This is a genomic window from Cronobacter sp. EKM101R (assembly GCF_963888145.1).
Classification (GTDB): domain Bacteria; phylum Pseudomonadota; class Gammaproteobacteria; order Enterobacterales; family Enterobacteriaceae; genus Cronobacter; species Cronobacter turicensis.
Genome location: NZ_CAWPHW010000023.1, coordinates 253,512 through 274,400 on the forward strand (window position 1 = coordinate 253,512; position 20,889 = coordinate 274,400).

Annotated in this window: 18 protein-coding genes and 1 other annotated feature; of the genes, 15 read left to right on the plus strand and 3 right to left on the minus strand. The window is 57.0% G+C overall.

From position 1 onward, the window contains the following. Window positions 1-14 precede the first annotated feature (14 nt). Window positions 15-1,220 (minus strand): multidrug efflux RND transporter periplasmic adaptor subunit AcrA, encoded by a 1,206-nt coding sequence (acrA, locus tag AACV31_RS13785; protein ID WP_007767268.1) that lies wholly within the window; start codon window positions 1,218-1,220, stop codon window positions 15-17. Between the two features lie 144 nt (window positions 1,221-1,364). Between acrA and acrR the strand changes: the two genes are divergently transcribed. Both acrR and mscK read left to right on the plus strand, forming a co-directional pair. Beyond that, on the plus strand, window positions 1,365-2,030 hold the full coding sequence (gene acrR, locus AACV31_RS13790; RefSeq protein ID WP_165153211.1) for a multidrug efflux transporter transcriptional repressor AcrR: 666 nt from the start codon (window positions 1,365-1,367) through the stop codon (window positions 2,028-2,030). A 116-nt stretch (window positions 2,031-2,146) separates the two neighbouring features. After that, window positions 2,147-5,518, plus strand: coding sequence for a mechanosensitive channel MscK (gene mscK / locus AACV31_RS13795; RefSeq protein ID WP_185155283.1), 3,372 nt, complete (start codon window positions 2,147-2,149; stop codon window positions 5,516-5,518). A gap of 40 nt (window positions 5,519-5,558) precedes the next feature. Here mscK and rsmS read toward each other — a convergent pair whose 3' ends face one another. Continuing rightward, the gene (rsmS, locus tag AACV31_RS13800; protein WP_007706164.1) at window positions 5,559-5,711 is read right to left on the minus strand and encodes a pleiotropic regulatory protein RsmS; all 153 of its coding nucleotides are present in this window, start codon (window positions 5,709-5,711) and stop codon (window positions 5,559-5,561) included. Between the two features lie 23 nt (window positions 5,712-5,734). After that, window positions 5,735-6,250 (minus strand): primosomal replication protein PriC, encoded by a 516-nt coding sequence (gene priC / locus AACV31_RS13805; RefSeq protein WP_165153213.1) that lies wholly within the window; start codon window positions 6,248-6,250, stop codon window positions 5,735-5,737. Window positions 6,251-6,316: 66 nt separating this feature from the next. On the opposite strand from priC, the gene AACV31_RS13810 reads away from it, so the two are divergent. The 13 genes from AACV31_RS13810 to AACV31_RS13870 all read left to right on the plus strand — a co-directional run bounded on the left by AACV31_RS13810 (window position 6,317) and on the right by AACV31_RS13870 (window position 20,812). Then, complete coding sequence (locus tag AACV31_RS13810) at window positions 6,317-6,694, plus strand: DUF454 family protein (RefSeq protein WP_165153215.1); 378 nt, start codon at window positions 6,317-6,319, stop codon at window positions 6,692-6,694. Window positions 6,695-6,845: 151 nt separating this feature from the next. Beyond that, window positions 6,846-7,397, plus strand: a complete 552-nt coding sequence (gene apt, locus AACV31_RS13815; RefSeq protein ID WP_007706173.1) for an adenine phosphoribosyltransferase — start codon at window positions 6,846-6,848, stop codon at window positions 7,395-7,397. Between the two features lie 90 nt (window positions 7,398-7,487). Next, entirely contained in the window at window positions 7,488-9,446 is a 1,959-nt protein-coding gene (dnaX, locus tag AACV31_RS13820) for a DNA polymerase III subunit gamma/tau (RefSeq protein ID WP_165153217.1), read from the plus strand. After that, window positions 8,779-8,843, plus strand: a sequence feature (DnaX frameshifting element). (Overlaps the previous gene by 65 nt.) An 82-nt stretch (window positions 9,447-9,528) precedes the next feature. Further along, a complete protein-coding gene (locus tag AACV31_RS13825) occupies window positions 9,529-9,861 on the plus strand; it encodes a YbaB/EbfC family nucleoid-associated protein (RefSeq protein ID WP_004386900.1) in 333 nt (110 codons plus the stop codon). A 371-nt stretch (window positions 9,862-10,232) separates the two neighbouring features. After that, window positions 10,233-10,766 (plus strand): fimbrial protein, encoded by a 534-nt coding sequence (locus tag AACV31_RS13830; RefSeq protein WP_075198198.1) that lies wholly within the window; start codon window positions 10,233-10,235, stop codon window positions 10,764-10,766. A 35-nt stretch (window positions 10,767-10,801) separates the two neighbouring features. Continuing rightward, on the plus strand, window positions 10,802-11,479 hold the full coding sequence (locus tag AACV31_RS13835) for a fimbrial assembly chaperone (protein ID WP_075198197.1): 678 nt from the start codon (window positions 10,802-10,804) through the stop codon (window positions 11,477-11,479). Window positions 11,480-11,509: 30 nt separating this feature from the next. Continuing rightward, entirely contained in the window at window positions 11,510-14,065 is a 2,556-nt protein-coding gene (locus tag AACV31_RS13840; RefSeq protein WP_165153565.1) for a fimbria/pilus outer membrane usher protein, read from the plus strand. Between the two features lie 29 nt (window positions 14,066-14,094). Then, a complete protein-coding gene (locus tag AACV31_RS13845; protein WP_255491214.1) occupies window positions 14,095-14,673 on the plus strand; it encodes a fimbrial protein in 579 nt (192 codons plus the stop codon). A gap of 33 nt (window positions 14,674-14,706) precedes the next feature. Next, window positions 14,707-15,810 carry a type 1 fimbrial protein gene (locus tag AACV31_RS13850; RefSeq protein WP_165153219.1) on the plus strand — a complete coding sequence of 368 codons (1,104 nt, stop codon included), beginning with the start codon at window positions 14,707-14,709 and terminating at the stop codon, window positions 15,808-15,810. A gap of 74 nt (window positions 15,811-15,884) precedes the next feature. Next, a complete protein-coding gene (gene recR, locus AACV31_RS13855; protein ID WP_007767660.1) occupies window positions 15,885-16,490 on the plus strand; it encodes a recombination mediator RecR in 606 nt (201 codons plus the stop codon). A gap of 158 nt (window positions 16,491-16,648) precedes the next feature. Further along, window positions 16,649-18,523 (plus strand): molecular chaperone HtpG, encoded by a 1,875-nt coding sequence (htpG, locus tag AACV31_RS13860; protein ID WP_165153221.1) that lies wholly within the window; start codon window positions 16,649-16,651, stop codon window positions 18,521-18,523. 375 nt (window positions 18,524-18,898) lie between these two features. Then, complete coding sequence (adk, locus tag AACV31_RS13865) at window positions 18,899-19,543, plus strand: adenylate kinase (protein WP_007767760.1); 645 nt, start codon at window positions 18,899-18,901, stop codon at window positions 19,541-19,543. Window positions 19,544-19,678: 135 nt separating this feature from the next. After that, window positions 19,679-20,812, plus strand: a complete 1,134-nt coding sequence (locus AACV31_RS13870; protein ID WP_165153223.1) for a sugar diacid recognition domain-containing protein — start codon at window positions 19,679-19,681, stop codon at window positions 20,810-20,812. Window positions 20,813-20,889: the final 77 nt, after the last annotated feature.

Here is a 20,889-nt window from a genome sequence, read left to right on the forward strand (position 1 = left end):
CGGCTCCTGTTAACTCAAGACTGCGGTTGCTGTGACTGCGTCTGACCAGCGGCGCCGGATTGCTTCTGTTGCTGCTGGTTATCAGTCACTTCCTGCGCTTTGACCTGCGCGCCCGGGCGAACCTTCTGCAACCCGGAGATAATCACGCGATCGCCGGCTTTAACGCCGTCCGTCACGACCCACTTATCGCCCATCGCCTGGCCGACCGTCACCGGACGCACTTCCACTTTGTCGCCTTCGCCGACCACCATCACGGTCGCATCGCCGCGCGGGGTACGGGTTACGCCCTGTTGCGGCACCAGAATCGCGGTCGGGTTAACCCCTTCTTCGAGACGGGCGCGGACAAACATGCCCGGCAGCAGCGTGTGGTCAGGGTTCGGGAAAATCGCGCGCAGCGTAATGGAGCCGGTGGTCTGATCCACGGTCACATCGGAGAACTCCAGCGTGCCGTCCTGCGGATATTTCAGGCCGTCAGCCGTCGAGAGCGTCACTTTCGCTTTCCCGTTTTCCTGCTTCAGTTGGCCGTTCGCCAGCTCCTGCTTGAGGCGCAGGAAATCGTTGCTGGACTGGGTCACGTCAACATAGATAGGGTCAAGCTGCTGCACGACCGCGAGCGCTGTGGTCTGGCCGTTCTGCACCAGCGCGCCTTCGGTCACGTTCGATTTGCCGATACGACCGCTGATAGGGGAGGTCACTTTGGTATACGCGAGGTTGATACGCGCGGTTTCTACCGCCGCTTTCGCTGCCACAACGGCGGCGTTAGCCTGCTGGGCTTCCGCCTGCGCATTGTCATAATCCTGCTTGCTGATGTACTGCGTGCCGAGCAGTTTCTGATAACGGCTGAGCGTCACCTGCGCGATATTCGCGCTGGCCTGGGCTTTCGCCAGATCACCTTTCGCACTTTCGTAAGAGGCCTGGTAAGGCGCCGGGTCGATTTGATAAAGCGACACGCCCGCTTTGATTTCGCTGCCTTCTTCAAAATTACGCTTGAGAATAATGCCGCTGACCTGGGGCCGAACTTCCGCCACACGATAAGCGAGGGTGCGCCCCGGAAGTTCAGTTGTGATTTGCAGAGGTTCGCTTTTCAGCGTCACCACACCCACTTCGGGCGCCTGGGGCGCTTGTTGCTGAGCCTGTTCACCGTCACATCCTGTAAGCGCAAAGCTGCCTGAGAGCATCAGAACGACCGCCAGAGGCGTGAACCCTCTGTTTTTGTTCATATCTAAACCTCGAGTGTTCGATTCCAAAAAATGACCAATGGATCAAATGTCCGCAAACCCATTGCTGCGTTTATAGTGTCGTCATGCTATGGTACATACATACAAAAATGTATGTAAGTCTGACTCCTGTAAATTCACCGACCTATGGCACGAAAAACCAAACAGCAGGCCCTGGAGACGCGTCAACACATTCTGAATGTGGCGATTCGCTTGTTCTCGCAACAGGGTGTGTCAGCCACGTCGCTGGCGGACATCGCCCAGGCGGCGGGCGTAACGCGAGGCGCCATTTACTGGCATTTCAGGAACAAGTCGGATTTATTTAGCGAAATCTGGGAATCATCAGAGGCCAGCATTGGCGATCTTGAAAATGAGTATCGGGCAAAATTCCCAGACGATCCACTCTCTGTATTACGGGAGATTCTCGTTTATATACTTGAAGCTACAGTGACAGAAGAGCGTCGTCGCCTGATGATGGAAATAATTTATCACAAATGTGAGTTTGTTGGTGAAATGGCAGTTGTGCAACAGGCGCATCGCAGTTTGTGCTTCCAGAGTTACGACCGCATTGAACAGGCGCTGACGCAGTGTATCCAGACCGGCATGCTGCCGGAAAATCTGCAAACCCGCCGTGCCGCTATCCTGATGCGCAGCTATATTTCCGGGCTGGTGGAGAACTGGCTTTTCGCGCCGCAGACGTTTGATCTTAAAAAAGAGGCGCGCGAACTGGTGGCGATTTTGCTGGAGATGTATCAGTTCTGCCCCACTTTGCGTCGCGCGCCTGACGCCGCGCCAGCCGTTGACCCACTCTGAAATTATCTTAAAGCCCGGCGGGCCGCTATTCCAGGCGCAAGAGCCGTGGTATTCTCAGCGCCGTTCCAGTATCCCCGCAGGCATTCCGCGTGCGGTCAGGCCATGACGTCATTCAAATGATTATGCAGCACACTACCCTTTCGCGGCGCCTGGCGTCCGCTGTTTTCTTTATCTTTCTGCTGATCTTCAGCGCGCTTTCGCCTGTCACGGCGCAGGCGGCGCCTGCGAGCGGCGATCTCCCGACACGCGCTGAGGTGCAGTCGCAGCTTGACGCGCTCGGCAAGCAAAAAAACCACTCCGCACAGGATAAACTGGCGATCGAAGATTTAACGGCGACGCTTGAGACGCTGGATAAAATCGACCGTATCAAACAAGAAACGGTGCAGTTGCGCCAGCAGGTGTTGCAGGCGCCGGAGAAAATGCGCCAGGCCAGCGAAAGCCTTAGCGCGCTACAAAATCAGGACAGCGACGAGGTCGTGCGCCAGACGCTGAAAAACCTGTCCCTGCGTCAGCTGGAGTCGCGGGTCACGTCCGTGCTTGACGACCTGCAAACCGCGCAGAACGATCTGGCGACGTTCAACAGCCAGCTGGTGTCGCTACAAACCCAGCCGGAACGCGTCCAGAACGCGATGTACAACGCCTCGCAACAGCTTCAGCAGATCCGCAACCGCCTGAACGGCACCGCGCCTGGCGAAGAGGCGCTACGCCCGTCGCAACAAACGCTGCTGCTCGCGCAACAGGCGTTGCTGAACGCCCAGATTGAACAGCAGCGCAAAAGTCTCGAAGGCAACACGGTATTGCAGGATGCGCTCCAGAAACAGCGCGACTACACCACGGCGCACATTAACCGTCTGGAGCATCAGTTGCAGCTGTTGCAGGAAGCGGTCAACAGCAAGCGCCTGACGCTGACCGAGAAAACGGCGCAGGAGGCGATTGCGCCGGAAGACGCTTCCAGCATTCAGAACAACCCGCTGGTGCGCCAGGAGCTGGAGATTAACCATCAGCTCAGCCAGCGCCTGATCGACGCCACTCAGAATGGCAACACGCTGGTGCAGCAGAATATCCGGGTGAAGAACTGGCTCGATCGGGCCTTACAGTCGGAGCGCAACCTTAAAGAGCAGATCTCCGTGTTGAAAGGCAGCCTGCTGCTGTCGCGCATTTTATATCAGCAACAGCAGACGCTGCCTTCCGCCGATGAACTGGAAGATATGACCAACCGCATCGCGGATCTGCGTCTCGAACAGTTTGAGGTGAACCAGCAGCGCGACGCGCTGTTCCAGAACGACGCGTTTGTCGCGAAGCTGGAAGAAGGGCATAAGAGCGACATCAACGACGACGTGCACGACGCGCTGTTGCAGGTCGTCGATATGCGCCGCGAGCTGCTGGATCAGCTCAACAAACAGCTCGGCAACCAGCTGATGATGGCGATTAACCTGCAAATCAACCAGCAGCAGTTAATGAGCGTCAGCACCAGTCTTGAGGAGATGCTGACCCAACAGATTTTCTGGGTTAACAGCAACAAGCCGATGGACTGGGAGTGGGTGAAAGCCTTCCCGCAGGCGCTGCACGATCAGTTAAAGTCGATGAAAATCACCTTAAACTGGGAGAAAGCCTGGCCCGCGATGCTGAAAGCGTTTCTGGCGGGGCTGCCGCTGCTGTTGATCGCCGGGCTTATCCGCTGGCGCTTCGGCTGGATGCGGCAGTACCTTAATACGCTGGCAGGCGAAGTCGGCCAGTTGCGTAATGACAGCCAGTTGCATACGCCAAAAGCGATTCTGATAAACCTCATCCGCGCGCTGCCGGTCTGCCTGATTATTCTGGCGGTGGGGCTCATTCTGTATGTCATGCAGCTGAACATCAGCGACCTGCTCTGGGCGTTCAGTAAAGAGCTGGCGGTGTTCTGGCTGGTGTTCGGCCTCTGCTGGCGCGTGCTGGAAAAAGACGGCATGGCGGTAAGCCACTTCAATATGCCCGCGACCCTGACCAGCCACTGGCGTCGTCAGATTGTTCGGGTCAGCCTGGCGCTGCTTCCGCTGCTGTTCTGGTCGGTACTGGCGGAGCTGTCGCCGCTGCACCTCATGGACGACGTGTTCGGCCAGAGCGTGATTTTCCTCAATCTGCTGTTAATCAGCGCGCTGGTATGGCCGATGTGCCGCGACAGCTGGCGCGATAAAGAGTCGCACACCATGCGGCTGGTCACGGTCACGGTGCTGTCTATCGTGCCGGTGGCGCTGCTGGTGCTGACCGCGACGGGCTATTTCTATACCACGCTGCGCCTCGCCGGGCGCTGGATAGATACCGTTTATCTGGTGATTATCTGGAACCTGCTCTATCAGACCGTGCTGCGCGGCCTGAGCGTCGCGGCGCGCCGGATTGCGTATCGTCGCGCGGTCGCGCGTCGCCAGAATATGGTGAAAGAGGGCGCCGAAGGGGCCGAGCCGGTGGAGGAAACCTCGCTGGCGCTCGATCAGGTGAACCAGCAGACCTTGCGTATCACCATGCTGGTGATGTTCGCGCTGTTCGGCGTGGTGTTCTGGGCTATCTGGTCCGATTTAATCACCGTTTTCGCCTATCTCGACAGCATTGTGCTGTGGCACTACAACGGCACTGAAGCCGGGGCGGCGGTCACGAAGAACGTGACGCTCGGCAGTATTCTGTTTGCCGTCGTGGCGTTTATGGTCGCCTGGGCGCTGATTCGCAACCTGCCGGGCCTGCTGGAAGTGCTGGTGCTCTCACGCCTGAAAATGCGTCAGGGCGCGTCGTACGCTATTACGACCATCCTGAACTACGTGATTATCGCGGCGGGCGCTATGACGGTGTTCGGCTCGCTCGGGGTATCGTGGGATAAACTGCAATGGCTGGCGGCGGCGCTGTCGGTCGGTCTCGGTTTCGGTTTACAGGAGATTTTCGGTAACTTCGTCTCCGGCCTGATTATCCTGTTTGAACGTCCGGTACGTATCGGCGATACCGTCACCATCGGCACATTCTCAGGCACGGTCAGCAAAATCCGCATTCGCGCCACGACTATCACGGACTTTGACCGCAAAGAAGTGATTATCCCGAACAAAGCGTTTGTGACGGAGCGTCTGATCAACTGGTCGCTGACCGATACTATCACCCGCGTCGTGATCCGCATTGGCGTGGCGTATGGATCGGATCTCGACAAAGTGCGCGAGATCCTGCTGAAAGCGGCGATGGATCACCCGAAAGTGATGCACGATCCAGAGCCGGCGGTGTTCTTCACCACCTTTGGCCCAAGCTCGCTGGATCATGAACTGCGTCTTTATGTGCGTGAATTGCGCGACCGCAGCTATACCGTGGACGAACTAAACCGCACTATCGACAGACTGTGCCGTGAAAATAATATCGATATCGCCTTTAACCAGCTGGAAGTGCATCTGCATAACAATAACGGCGAGACGCATACCGAAGTGAAGCGCGATTTGCGCAATGACGATGACGGCGAGGCGAACGCCGCCAAAGCCTGACGCCGGTAATCGCCCTTCCTCCCGCGCGGGGGAGGGGCGATTATTTTTCGGTTTCGCTAAGTTTGCGAAGATAGTCGTTACGCACAATCTCCAGCGCCGCGAGCACCGTTTGCGGCGGGATCTCGTGATTCTCCAGCAGCATAATCAAATCGACCGCGAGCTTGACCTCATCAGGGGCTTGTTCCAGCGACATCGTTTCTCTCCTTTATAATTTATTCAGCGCGTGATGCGCTCCAGCGCGCGCTCGGTGCGGGCGATCGCGGCGCGACAGCGCGCCAGACGCTCGTTGAGCGCGTCGATTTCACGCGCCAGTTGCGGGTCATGATTTTCGGCACATCGCCGCTCGCGCCCGGTTTTCATCGCCAGCAGGCGCCGTTCATATTCCTGATACTCCGCAAGCCTTGCATGCAGCCGTCCTCCCGGCAAATGCGCGTTCTCATGACGGCGCAGCGTGGCCGTCGCCGCTTCACGCTGTAAGGCCTCGATTTGCGCCGCGAGCCGCTCCGCAAGCCACGCCACGCGCGCCGCATCGCCCTGAGTCACGGCCGCCTCAAGGTGCGTGAGGCTCTCTTCGGCTTCCGCCAGATAATCGCCGAGCCGCGCCCCGCTGCACGAAAACAGCTGGCGGTCGAAGCGCGGCGAAAAATGGCGCTGCGACGCCAGCGGTTCGATAAGCTCGCGCAGCGTGGCGACGCGGGTCTTCAGCGATTGTAATAATAGGGGGGTTCTCATTTTACTCCGGGCGTCTGGCCATGCGCGCTGTGCTACAGTAACTCACCTGCTTTCGCGAGTACGATTATGCAAAGGACTATATTACTCATCCTGGGGTGGCTGGCGGTAGTGCTGGCGACGCTGGGCGTGGTGTTGCCGCTTCTGCCGACGACGCCGTTTCTGCTATTGGCCGCCTGGTGTTTTGCGCGCTCGTCACCGCGTTTTCACCACTGGCTGCTCTACCGCTCCTGGTTTGGCGATTATCTTCGCCACTGGCATCAGCACCGCGCGATGCCGCCGGGCGCAAAGCCGCGCGCGATTTTATTTATTCTCGCCACTTTCGCTATCTCACTGTGGCTGGTCAAGATTTTCTGGGTGCGTATTCTGCTGTTATTTATTCTTTCCGGGCTGCTGATTTTCATGTGGCGCATCCCGGTGGTTGATGAAAAACAACAAAACAGGTAAAGCCTGCCCGCAGTGGTTGCATTTACCGCGCGCAGCCAGTAAATTCGAGCGTTTTCGAGTACAGGGGCCGTTGATTAAAGGGTGAACAAAATCGCCTTTCAGTCGTGTCCGGCAACCTGTGAGTAATACCGTTTTTATCAGGCATACATCCATGACCGCAACTGCGCAGCAGCTTGAATATCTTAAAAATAGCATCAAAAGCATTCAGGATTACCCGAAGCCGGGCATTCTCTTTCGTGACGTCACCAGCCTGCTGGAAGACCCTAAAGCCTATGCGCTGAGCATCGAACTGTTAGTGGAGCGCTATAAAAACGCGGGCATCACGAAGGTGGTCGGCACCGAAGCGCGTGGTTTCCTGTTCGGCGCGCCGGTCGCGCTGGCGCTGGGCGTGGGTTTTGTCCCGGTGCGCAAACCGCGTAAGCTGCCGCGTGAAACGATCGCTGAAAGCTACGAGCTGGAGTACGGCACCGATCAGCTGGAGATCCACGTTGACGCGATCAAGCCTGGCGATAAAGTGCTGGTGGTTGACGATCTGCTGGCGACCGGCGGCACCATTGAAGCCACCGTGAAGCTTATCCGTCGTCTGGGCGGCGACGTGACCGACGCGGCGTTCATCATTAATCTGTTCGACATCGGCGGCGAAGAACGCCTCAACAAGCAGGGCATCACCTGCTACAGCCTCGTGCCGTTCCCGGGCCATTGATCTTCCTTCCCGGCAGCCTCGCCCATCGGGTGGGGCTGTGTTAGCATTACCCCTTCAGAATCCACCACTCAAGCGTTTCAGAGCCTGCCCATGAGTTATCAGGTCTTAGCCCGAAAATGGCGCCCACAAACCTTTGCTGACGTCGTCGGCCAGGAGCATGTGCTCACCGCCCTGGCGAACGGTTTATCGCTGGGCCGAATTCACCACGCCTACCTCTTTTCCGGTACGCGCGGCGTCGGCAAGACTTCCATCGCCCGTCTTCTGGCGAAGGGGCTGAACTGTGAAACCGGCATCACCGCCACCCCGTGCGGCGTGTGCGACAACTGCCGTGAAATCGAGCAGGGGCGTTTCGTCGATCTGATTGAGATTGACGCCGCCTCGCGCACCAAAGTGGAAGATACCCGCGATCTGCTGGATAACGTCCAGTACGCGCCAGCCCGCGGCCGCTTTAAAGTCTACCTTATTGATGAAGTTCACATGCTCTCGCGCCACAGCTTCAACGCGCTGTTGAAAACGCTGGAAGAGCCGCCCGCGCATGTGAAATTCCTGCTGGCGACCACCGATCCGCAAAAGCTGCCGGTGACTATCCTCTCCCGCTGTCTGCAGTTCCATCTGCGGGCGCTGGATCCGGATCAAATCCGCCAGCAGCTTGAGCATGTCCTGACGCAGGAAGGCATCGCGCATGAGCCGCGCGCGCTGCAACTGCTGGCCCGCGCCGCCGATGGCAGCCTGCGCGATGCGCTGAGCCTGACCGATCAGGCTATCGCCAGCGGCGACGGGCAGGTGACCACCCAGGCGGTGGGCACCATGCTCGGCACGCTCGATGACGACCAGGCGTTGAGCCTCATTGAAGCGCTGGTCGCCGCCGACGGCGAGCGCGTGATGCAACAGATTAACGACGCTGCCGCGCGCGGCGTCGAATGGGAGGCGCTGCTGGTTGAGATGCTCGGCTTGCTGCACCGCGTCGCGATGGTTCAGCTGTCGCCTTCCGCGCTCGGCGCGGACATGGCTCCGCTGGAGCCGCGCCTGCGCGAACTGGCCCGCGCCGTGCCGCCGGGCGATATCCAGCTCTATTACCAGACGCTGCTTATCGGGCGTAAAGAGCTGCCGTGGGCGCCGGAGCGCAGGATGGGCGTGGAAATGACCATGCTGCGCGCGCTGGCATTCCACCCGCGCGCGCCGCTGCCGGAGCCGGAGCGCGAGGTACAGCCTGCCGCGGTGCTGCCGGTTGTGCACGCGCCAGAGGCCCCGTCAACGGCGTCGTATCAGGCGCCGTCGGCACCCGCTTCGTCACCCGTTTCTCAACCGCAGCCGGGCGCGCAGACGCCGCTGCCCGACGCCACCAGCCAGCTTCTACAGGCGCGCAGTCAGTTGCAGCGCGCTCAGGGAGCGGCCAAAACAAAAAAGAATGAACCGGCAGCGCCAGCCACAGCGCGGCCGGTGAATAACAGCGCGCTGGAGCGGCTGGCGTCCGTTACCGAGCGCGTGCAGTCCCGGCCCGCGGCGGTGAAAGACGAAGCCCCGGCCAAAAAAGAGGCGTATCGCTGGAAAGCGAAAAACATTGTGCCGCAGGCGCAGCAGGCACCCGTCGCCACGCCGCGGGCGCTGAAAAAAGCGCTGGAGCACGAGAAGACGCCAGAGCTTGCCGCGAAACTCGCCGAAGAGGCGATTACGCGTGACGAATGGGCCGCCGAGGTCAGCCGTTTGCAGGTGCCGAAGCTGGTCGAGCAGGTCGCGCTAAACGCATGGAAAGAGCAGGACGGGCAGCATATCCGCCTGCATCTGCGCCCGTCGCAGCGCCACCTTAATTCGGCGTCGGCGCAGAAAACGCTCGCCGACGCGCTGGGCGTTTTGTACGGCGCGCCGGTTGAACTGACTATCATTGAAGATGATAATCTGGCGCACCGGACGCCGCTGGAATGGCGGCAGGCGATCTACGAAGAGAAGCTCGCCCAGGCGAGAGAAGCGATTATCGCGGATACCAATATCCAGACGCTGCGTCGTTTCTTCGATGCGGATCTGGATGAAGAGAGTATTCGCCCCCTTTGACAGGCAGTATCGCTGCCTGTTGTAACCCATGGCCTCGCTGTCGGCACTGCCGTCAGCGACCTGAAGCAAAAGAGAGAAGCTTATGTTTGGTGGTAAAGGCGGTCTGGGCAACCTGATGAAACAGGCCCAGCAGATGCAGGAAAAAATGCAGAAGATGCAGGAAGAAATCGCCCAGCTGGAAGTGACGGGCGAATCTGGCGCTGGCCTCGTTAAAGTGACCATCAACGGCGCGCATAACTGCCGTCGCGTGGAAATCGATCCGAGCCTGCTCGAAGACGATAAAGAGATGCTGGAAGATCTGGTCGCCGCCGCGTTCAACGACGCCGCGCGCCGCATCGAAGAGACGCAGAAAGAAAAAATGGCGTCTGTGTCTTCCGGTATGCAACTGCCGCCAGGCTTTAAAATGCCGTTCTGATGTACCCGGACGGCAGGCCCCGCCTGTCGTCCTGCTTTTCCCCCTCGTTATCTCCCTGCATATTTTTGATTCTGGCCGGAACGCCTGTTCCGCAAATGTCAGTAAAATCCCTTTTAAGTATTCATTAATTGTATGATTAAAGACTAACTATTACCATTTGTGCATATTATAACTCCTGTGAATATTATCGATATTCAGGCGAGCTGTAATAACTATGGCGTATCTGGCGTGGTATTGCTCCACGTTAAAATCGCCACTTTGATAATGGGAATAAAAAGGAGTTAGTTCTCGCTTTCATTAACGGGTATGGAATTAATTATCAGGTCGGAAATCCTTTTATTAATTCATTAAAAGGAATGCAGAGAATTACGATGAAATATACTCAACTTAACAGCAGCATTATTGCTGTGCTGGCCACCCTTTGCTGTTCTGAAGCGGCAATGGCGACCAGTCAAACGTTAACCTTCAACGGAAAAGTGCTTGATGCCGCGTGTACAGTAACGGTCGGCGACGGAAGTTCAACCATTGATTTAGGTGAAACAGCGAAAGCGGATCTGGTGAATAAAGGCGACACGGGCGCACCGAAAAATTTCACGATAACGCTTTCGGCCTGCCCGGCAGGTAGCGTCGCTAAAGCCAACATTAAATTTAGCGGCCAGACTGACGGTGACGACAGTTATTTCAAAAATATCGCAACGACCGATGCCGCAACTAATGTCGCTATTCTGTTAAAACAGAACGGTACCGATGTTGTGAAGGTCAATGATGGTAATACCGATATTGCTATTCCGACTGAAGGTGGCGATGTCAGTGTGGATTATACCGCACAGCTCGTGGCGACCGCGACCGGCGTGACCAAAGGTAATGTTACCAGCACCTTAACCTATAGCGTGAGTTATCAATAAATAAAGGGGGGCCCCCCTTTTTATCCGGAGTATTTATGAAACCATTAGTAATCGCCCTGTTATGCGCGTTCTCTGTCAGCGCCGCGCAGGCAAGCATTGTCGTCGGCGGCACCCGCGTAGTGTTCGATGGTCAACAAAAAGCCGCTACGTTATCCGTTCAGAATAAAGATAAAACGGCTAACCTGGTGCAGTCATGGGTATCGCCTGTCGGGGCAACGTCCGCAGCCAAAGACACCATGATTATTACGCCACCGCTGTTTCGCCTGAATGCCGGAGAAAAGGCCTCTGTTCGTATTGTACGTTCCGGTAAATCATTGCCTGATGATCGCGAATCCATGTTCTGGCTTAATGTGAAAGGCATTCCGGCAATGGATGAAACGCCCGTTAAAAATGAACTGCAAATTGCCATTAACTCACGGATTAAATTAATTTATCGTCCAGTAAGTCTGCATGGCAGCGTGCCCGAATCGGTGGCCAATAAACTTTCCTGGAGCGCTTTGGGCAATACAGTGAAAGTGAATAACCCGACCCCGTTTTACATGAATTTCTCATCCGTCACTGTAAATAACGTTCCGGTTAAAAACGCGACGTTTGTTGCGCCCTTTTCCACAGCCGCTTTTTCAATGACTAAAGTGCAGAGTCACGGTGATGTGAAATGGCAGATTATTAACGACTTTGGAATGAGCGGCAGCGAGCACGCTGCGCATTATTAATTCTTTGCGGGTATAACCGGGTAACGCGTGATGATCATTTTAAAGAAAATACGGCCCATAATTACCCTGTGGGTAATCTGCGCAGCGTTTTCTGTGACGCGCGTAGCCCGGGCAAATGAATATTTTAATCCTCATCTGCTGGAAACCAGCGAAACGGCAGCGCCTGCGCTTGATCTGAACTTATTCAGCCAGGAACAGACTCCGGCCGGGGATTATAATGTCGATATTTATATTAACGGAGAATTAACCGATGCCGGGACATTTACTTTCCGCTATGTCGAGGCGGCTGATAATCAACGCGTGCTGATGCCGTGTGTCACGCGTGAACACCTTCAGCGCTGGAATATAAAGATTGAACGTTATCCGGATGTCATAAAAGAAGGCGAGGGCTGTGCAAACCTGACGGCGATTCAGGGATTGTCTGCCCGATTAGTGCTAAACCAGCAGCGTTTTGAGCTTTCCATTCCACAGCTTGCCATGGAGCACCGTGCGCGTGGCTATGTGCCGGAAGAAAAATGGGATGACGGCATAACCGCTGGCCTGTTGAATTACAGCGTTTCCGGGCAAACCACGACATTGCGCGTTAATGATGCAGTGAGTCACAGCCAGTTTGTGAGCCTCTTGCCAGGGCTTAACGTAGGCGCCTGGCGGCTGCGTAATTATTCGACGCTGAATATCAATGATGGAAAACACCAGTGGAACTCTGTTTACAGCCATGTTTCTCGGGATATTCGCACGCTGAAAAGCCGTCTGGTGATTGGCGAAGGAAATACTGACGCGAAAATCTTCGATAGCGTGGCCTATACCGGCGTGTCGCTGGCTTCAGATAACGACATGCTGCCTGACAGCCAGCAGGGCTTTGCGCCTGTTGTACGCGGCATCGCCCGCAGCGACGCCGAAGTCACGGTTTATCAGAATGGTAACAGCATCTACAGAACGTCAGTTTCCCCCGGCCCCTTTGAAATAGACGACATTTATCCGACCGGTAGCGCGGGCAACCTGGATGTCACAGTGAAGGAGTCCGATGGCAGTGAGCAAAGCTTTGTGGTGCCTTTCGCGTCGCTTGCGGTGTTGCAGCGCGAGGATCAACTCACCTGGTCATTGGCGGCGGGTAAAACCCGCAGTGACAGGGATAATTCCTCCTCGCTGGATTTTATCCAGTCCGCTACCGCCTGGGGGATATCAAATGCATTAACACTCTACGGCGGCCTGACGCAAGCGCAGGATGCGTATACCAGCTATGCGCTGGGGGCCGGGATGAATCTGGGCAATCTCGGCGCGCTGTCGGTGGATGTGACCCAGGCGAAGGCACAACTGGCTGATCGACTCAGCCCCGGCAATATGAAAAATAGCGTCGGTCAGGCCTGGCGTATGCGATATAGCAAAACGTTGCAGGAAACCGGCACGGACATTTCTGTCGCCAGTTATCGCTACGCCACCAGCGGCTTTTACTCTTTTCAGGATCTCATCAACGCCCGCAGCTCTTACGAGGCGTCAGAAGATATGGAGCATGCGGAGCATCGGTTTGACGTTACGCTGTCGCAAAGCACCCGGGTCGGCGCGTTTTCGTTATCGCTGATGAAAGAGCGTTACTGGGACCGTTCGCAAATGACGTCAATGAATCTCGGCTACGGCAATAGCTGGGGGCAGGTTTCTTACTTTATTAGCTATGCCCGCAATCTGAACGTCGCCCGTAATAATGACGACGATACGATAACAAATGACCGGCTGCTCGCGTTCACGGTCAACGTGCCGTTCAGTGCGTTCGATCGTAAAGGCCATCTTGCCTCGGCCTCAATGAACTACTCAATGAACAGCAGCCAGCATGGGGCAACCCTGCATAGTCTGGGAATGAGCGGCTCAATGCTTGCGGACAACAGCCTCAACTGGCAGGTGCAGGAAGGGTATAACGCCACAAATCAGAAAACGAACGGTAACGTCAGCGTCAATTACCAAAGTCCGCGGGGCGATATGTCAGGTGGCTATGGCTATGACAATTTCACTTCTCGCTACAACTACGCGCTGCGCGGTGGAATGGTGGCGCATGCTGATGGACTCACGTTCTCCCGAACTCTGAATGAGAGCGTCGCGCTGGTGTCGGCGCCGGGCGCAAAGGATATTCCTGTAAACGGCCAGAACAATGTTCACACCGATGCTCAGGGCAACGCTGTCGTGCCCTATGTCAGGCCTTATCACGAAAATGCGATTTCGCTTGATGACAGCGGGCTTGCGCAGGTGAGCGATACCGATATTGAAAATATCACGAAGAAAGTGGTGCCGACGCGTGGAGCGGTCGTGAAAGCGCACTATCAGACCTTTTCCGGGCTGAAGGCGATGCTGACGCTCACGTTTCAGGGCAAACCTGTCCCGTTTGGCGCGCTGGTGACGACGGATAATACAGAGCCAGCGGCGCATAGCGATATCGTCGGAGAAGACGGGCAAGTGTATCTGGCCGGGCTGCAACCGCAAGGGCAACTGCGCGTGAAGTGGGGGAGTGGTAGCGAGCAGCAGTGCGCCGTCAACTATTCGTTGAAACCCGCAGCGTCCGACGGCGCGATTATTTTTCAGCAGGCGGCGTGTCAGTAAACACGGCTGCCGTTAACGGAGTTCATGTAATGATATCTGGTTTAATGTTACGCGCCCCGGTGTCAGGCCCCCAACGCTTATTGGTAATAGCGCTGCTTATCTGTGACGCCTTATTTCCCCTTACAGGCAGGGCGGGGGTAGGACAAAGTACAATTAATTTTTCGGTTAGTGGCAATATTATTCGTCCTTCCTGCAATGTCGAGGCGCCGAACGTCGTTAAGCTCGGCACGTTCAACCGTCAGGAACTGTCGATCCCTGGGGCGAATAGCGCCAGCATTCCTGTGCAGATAAAGCTCACGGGCTGTACGGGGGGCCTGAGCGAAGCGACGGCCACCTTCAGCGGACAGCCTTATGATAATGGCGCGATGGGCACCGCCATCTATGCCAACCAATATGAAAATGGCGCGACCGGGATTGGACTTCAGTTGATTAATGCTGACGGCAAACCGCTGGTCAATCTTGCTAATGGCGTCAGCTATAGCGTGCCTGTCGATGCCGACACCCACAGCGGCAATTTACGCATGATAGCCCGCATGTATTCTCCTGAGGGCAAGCCTGGCGCCGGAGATTTCAGCAGTTCCGTGACCATCAATTTTGTCTATCAATAACCCGCCTGAATAACACGATAAGAGATCCCTGCTATGCGCTGGCCTGCCTTCATATTGCTGTTCTTTTTTTCACTCCTGTCGACGACCACCCATGCCGCGTGCGAGCGCCGTCGCGGCGACGAAATCTCAATATCTTCAGTGCATTTGCCTGAACATATTCTCGTGGAAAGCGGCGGCTATGCGCAAAACACCGTGTTGTATGACTCAGGCTATGTTTCAGGGAGTAATGATGAGGTGGAGATACATAATTGTAATCAGGGTTATTACGTCGGCTTTCTGTTTCTGAATGCGCCGCAAACCAGCGCCTCGTTTGGCGATCACATTTATCCTACCAATCTTGATGGGATCGGCGTGCGGGTATTTACGCTTAACCAGGCAGGGCCTTATGACGATGAAACCACCATCGATAACGACTGGCGTCGCGGCGACGGGAGTCTGTTTGGCAACAATCATACGTTAAGGGGATCTGCGTACCGTTTACAGCTGGTCGCAACAGGCGGAAAAATAGGCAGCGGTAGTTTGATGTTGCCGTCGCCGCTGGCGCGTGTGGATTTTCGCGAGCGCGAAAGCGAGAGTTCCAATGGCGATATCGCCTCGCAACTGAATGTTTCTTCCACTTCAGTCGATGTGAAAGCCATGGGATGCACGGCGGACACCGCTTCGCTAAATTTTGTGATGGGGAATATTGACGCCGCCGCGTTTGACAACAGCGTGCAGGTGGGCGAGGCGCAGAAAACCGTTACGCTCTCCTGTGAGCCGGGCACTAATGTGACGCTGGAGATGCAGGCGCCCGCGGCGAGTGGCGATACGGCGAATAACACGGTTATCGCGCTGTCCGACTCCGGCGCGCCGGACGTCGCGACCGGCATTGGCGTACAACTTAATCTTAAACTCGCTTCAGGCGGTTACGACAGCGGTAAAACCGGCTTGCCCATGAATACGCCGATCCCGCTGCTAACCTCCCGGCGCAGTGTCGATGCCGCGCTGGGCTACAGCTATTTTACCGATCCTGCTCACCCCGGCGGCGCGGGCGCGTCGGAAACGCTGCTGTTTACGGCGAACTATTACAAAACCGGCGCCGGGGTCATGCCAGGCAAAGCCAACGCGGCCGGAACGCTTACGCTATCCTATAACTAAGCAGGTTTAGGGTGCGTGCATAAAGGCGCAAGTGGTAATCTACACGCTTTGTTCGTTGTTAAGGAATTTCATTCATGCAGACCAGTCCTCTGCTGACTCAACTAATGGAAGCGCTGCGCTGCCTGCCGGGTGTCGGCCCGAAATCGGCGCAGCGCATGGCGTTTACGCTGCTGCAACGCGATCGCAGCGGCGGGATGCGCCTTGCTCAGGCGCTGACCCGCGCCATGTCGGAAATCGGCCACTGCGCCGACTGCCGCACTTTCACCGAGCAGGAAAAATGTAATATCTGCACCAATCCGCGCCGTCAGGAAAACGGACAGATTTGCGTGGTGGAAAGCCCGGCGGATATCCACGCCATTGAGCAGACCGGCCAGTTCTCCGGCCGCTACTTCGTGCTGATGGGCCATCTTTCGCCGCTCGACGGTATTGGCCCGGACGATATCGGCCTTGACCGTCTGGAGCAGCGTCTGGAAGCGGAACCCTTAAAAGAGATTATTCTCGCCACCAACCCGACGGTGGAAGGCGAGGCGACCGCGAACTACATCGCCGAGCTCTGCGGCCAGTATGGCGTTGACGCAAGCCGCATCGCGCACGGCGTGCCGGTGGGCGGCGAGCTGGAGATGGTCGATGGCACGACGCTGTCGCACTCGCTGGCCGGACGCCATAAGATGACGTTTTAAGCCTTACAGCCTGCCATTCCCGAAAGCCGCATTGCGCGGCTTTTAACCAGTCAGCGTTCGTCGTTTTTTCCTGCCGCTTGAAAAATTTCCCCTCTATCCCCATCTCTCCCTCAACCGTTTTTGTTCACTGTGGCCTGTTTTGTTGAGGTATCACCATTATGAAAGGACAAGAGACCCGTGGTTTTCAGTCAGAGGTAAAACAGCTTCTGCACCTGATGATCCATTCTCTCTATTCAAATAAAGAGATTTTCCTGCGTGAGCTTATCTCCAACGCCTCGGATGCGGCGGACAAACTGCGCTTCCGTGCGCTCTCCAGCCCCGATCTTTATGAAGGCGACGGCGATCTGCGCGTGCGCGTGTCGTTTGATAAAGACAACCGCACCCTGACCATCGCCGATAACGGCATCGGCATGACGCGCGATGAAGTCATCGACCATCTCGGCACCATCGCGAAATCGGGCACCAAAGCGTTTCTTGAGTCGATGGGCTCTGACCAGGCGAAAGACAGCCAGCTTATCGGGCAGTTCGGCGTGGGCTTCTACTCCGCGTTTATCGTGGCGGATAAAGTGACCGTGCGCACCCGCGCCGCAGGCGTGAGCGCCGATGAAGCCGTGTTCTGGGAATCGGAAGGTGAAGGCGAATACACCGTTGCGGACATCACCAAAGCGGATCGCGGCACCGAAATCACGCTGCACCTGCGCGAAGGCGAAGATGAGTTCTTAAACGACTGGCGCGTGCGCTCGATCATCAGCAAATACTCCGACCATATCGCGCTGCCGGTAGAGATTGAAACCCGCGAGGAGAAAGACGGCGAAACCATCGTTTCCTGGGAGAAAATCAACAAGGCGCAGGCGCTGTGGACCCGCAGCAAAGGCGAGATCAGCGATGACGAGTACAAAGAGTTCTACAAACACATCGCCCATGATTTCACCGATCCGCTGACCTGGAGCCACAACCGTGTGGAAGGGAAGCAGGAGTACACCAGCCTGCTGTACATCCCGTCTCAGGCGCCGTGGGATATGTGGAACCGCGATCATAAACACGGGCTGAAACTCTATGTGCAGCGCGTGTTTATCATGGATGACGCGGAACAGTTTATGCCGAACTACCTGCGCTTCGTGCGCGGCCTGATTGACTCCAACGATCTGCCGCTCAACGTGTCGCGCGAGATCCTTCAGGACAGCACCATCACCCGCAACCTGCGCAGCGCGTTGACCAAACGCGTGTTGCAGATGCTGGATAAACTGGCTAAAGACGACGCTGAGAAATACCAGACCTTCTGGAAGCAGTTCGGTCTGGTGCTGAAAGAAGGCCCGGCGGAGGACAGCGCCAACCAGGAAGCGATCGCAAAGCTGCTGCGTTTCGCCTCCACGCATACCGATTCCGCCGCGCAGACCGTTGCGTTGACAGAGTATGTCTCCCGCATGAAAGAAGGGCAGGAGAAGATCTACTACATTACCGCCGACAGCTACGCGGCCGCGAAGAGCAGCCCGCATCTGGAGCTGCTGCGTAAGAAAGGCATCGAAGTGCTGCTGCTTTCCGATCGCATCGACGAATGGATGATGAGCTATCTCACCGAGTTCGACGGCAAAGCGTTCCAGTCTGTGGCGAAAGCCGACGAATCGCTGGAAAAACTGGCGGATGAAGTCGATGAAAGCGTCAAAGAAGCGGAAAAAGCGCTGGAGCCGTTCGTCGAACGTGTGAAAACCCTGCTGGGCGATCGCGTGAAAGATGTGCGTCTGACGCACCGTCTGACCGACACCCCGGCGATTGTCACCACCGACAACGACGAAATGAGCACGCAGATGGCGAAACTTTTCGCCGCGGCGGGCCAGGCGGTGCCGGACGTGAAATACATCTTTGAAATCAACCCGGATCATCAGCTGGTGAAACGCACCGCCGATACCCAGGATGAGGCGCAGTTTAAAGAGTGGGTTGAGCTGCTGCTCGATCAGGCGCTGTTCGCCGAGCGCGGTACGCTGGAGGATCCCAACCAGTTTATCCGCCGTATGAACCAGCTGCTGGTCTCCTGATCGCGCGTTAGAGGCGTTTTGTTAAGGTGGGTGCGCTTCGCTTACCCACCCTACACTCAGGGCGTTGCATTAACGTAGGGCGGGTAAGCGAAGCGCACCCGCCGTCGCAACGCGGCGCAGAATAGTTTTGTAGGGCGGGTAAGCGTCAGCGCACCCGCCACAGCTAAAACGCTTACAACCCGACCCACCACTCACAAAAAGGCGGACACAGCTCACGTGCCCGCCTTTTTTATGCCCCAAACCCGATTTTCTGCACGCGACGCCGCGGTGAAACCATTCACCATCCGCCGCGTTTGTTGTCGGGATAGCGCCTTTAATGGTATGGTTTTCGCTTCAATCACGTCGTGAAAATGCAAACGTATGGAGAATTACGCAATGCGTATTATTCTGCTCGGCGCTCCGGGCGCAGGAAAGGGGACTCAGGCACAATTCATCATGGAGAAATACGGCATTCCGCAAATCTCCACGGGTGACATGCTTCGCGCCGCAGTGAAATCTGGCTCTGAGCTGGGTAAACAGGCTAAAGACATCATGGACGCCGGCAAGCTGGTTACCGACGAGCTGGTGATTGCGCTGGTTAAAGAGCGTATCGCTCAGGAAGATTGCCGCAACGGTTTCCTGCTGGACGGTTTCCCGCGCACCATTCCTCAGGCGGACGCCATGAAGGAAGCGGGCATCAACGTTGACTACGTGCTGGAATTCGACGTACCGGATGAGCTGATTGTCGATCGTATCGTTGGCCGTCGCGTTCACGCGGCTTCCGGTCGCGTTTACCACATCAAATTCAATCCGCCGAAAGTGGAAGGCAAAGACGACGTGACCGGTGAAGAACTGACCACCCGTAAAGACGATCAGGAAGAAACCGTGCGCAAGCGTCTGGTGGAATACCATGAGATGACCGAGCCGCTGATCGGCTACTACCGCAAAGAAGCGGAAGCGGGCAACACCCGTTACGCCAAAGTCGACGGCACCAAAGCCGTCAGCGACGTGCGCGCCGAACTGGAAAAAATCCTCGGCTAAGCCGTGGTTGTATGACCGACGCCGGGCTCAGCCCGGCGTTTTGCTTTCTGCGCCTCACATCCTTGCCGCCTGCGCCTTAAATTTTCCTGCCTGACGGCGTATAACGTCTGCGGATCAACACACAGGGAAAACCGCATGTTCAGACAGACTCCGCTCCTGGATGAGTCCACCGCCCGGCTGATTGTCCGGCGCGCCATGAGCATCATCGACTACCCGGTTAACGTCATGGACAGCCACGGCGTCATTATCGCCTCCGGCGATCCGCAGCGCCTGATGGAGCGTCACGAAGGGGCGCTGCTGGCGCTCGCCGAAAGCCGCGTCGTGGAAATAGACGCCGCCACCGCGCGCCATCTGAAGGGCGTGCGTCCGGGCATTAATCTGCCGTTCTGTTTTCGCCAGCGCCAGATTGGCGTTATCGGCATTTCCGGCGAGCCGTCGCAGGTGCGCGCCTGCGGCGAGCTGGTGAAAATGGCCGCCGAGCTGATGGTCGAGCAGGCGGCGCTCCTTGAACAGAATCAGTGGGAGAAGCGCTACCGTGAGGAGCTTACGCTACAGCTGCTCGCGGGCGGCGGCGATCCCGAGGCGCGCGAATCCATGGCCGCGTGGCTTGGCGTGGCGCTCTCCGTGCCGCGCATCGCCTGGATAATCGAACTGCGCGACGGCAATCCGCAACAGATGCGCGAACTGCTGGCGGAGCTTGAGCGCGAGGCGCGTGACGCGCTGTTCGCCATGACCGGCTTTAGCGAAATGGTCATGCTGCGCCCGGCGAGCATGGAGAACGGCCAGTGGAGCCCGCACCAGGAACGGCAGCAGGCGCAGCGGCTGCACGCGATCTGGCAGGGGCGGTTTAACGTGCGGTTGATCCTCGGCGGCTTTTATCCCGGCGACGCGGGGCCGTCCCGTTCGCTGCGCGCGGCGCGGGCCACGCAGTCGATGGCGCGCCGCCTTAAGCTTCGCCACAAGACGCTGGTTTATGACGAAAATCCGCTGGCGGCATTGCTGTGCGATCTCGGCGACGACTGGCGCGCCGACGAGCTGGGCGCCCCCTGGCGCAGGCTTGCGGAGCGCGATGAAAAAGGCGTGCTGCGCCAGACGCTGCGCCACTATTTTTCCCGAAACTGTGAGCAGGCGCAGACGGCCAGCGCCCTGCATATTCACGTCAATACCCTGCGCTACCGGTTACAGCGTATCGAGGCCATCACCGGCCTGAAAATCAACCAGTTATCTGACTGTCTCCAGCTCTACGTCGGGATGCTGACGCGGCCATAATTTGTAGAAACCCACAAAGACGGGCGGGCGGCGGCGCGCTTTCTTTGTGGGTTTCGCTCAGGCTTTCCCCTCTGCGC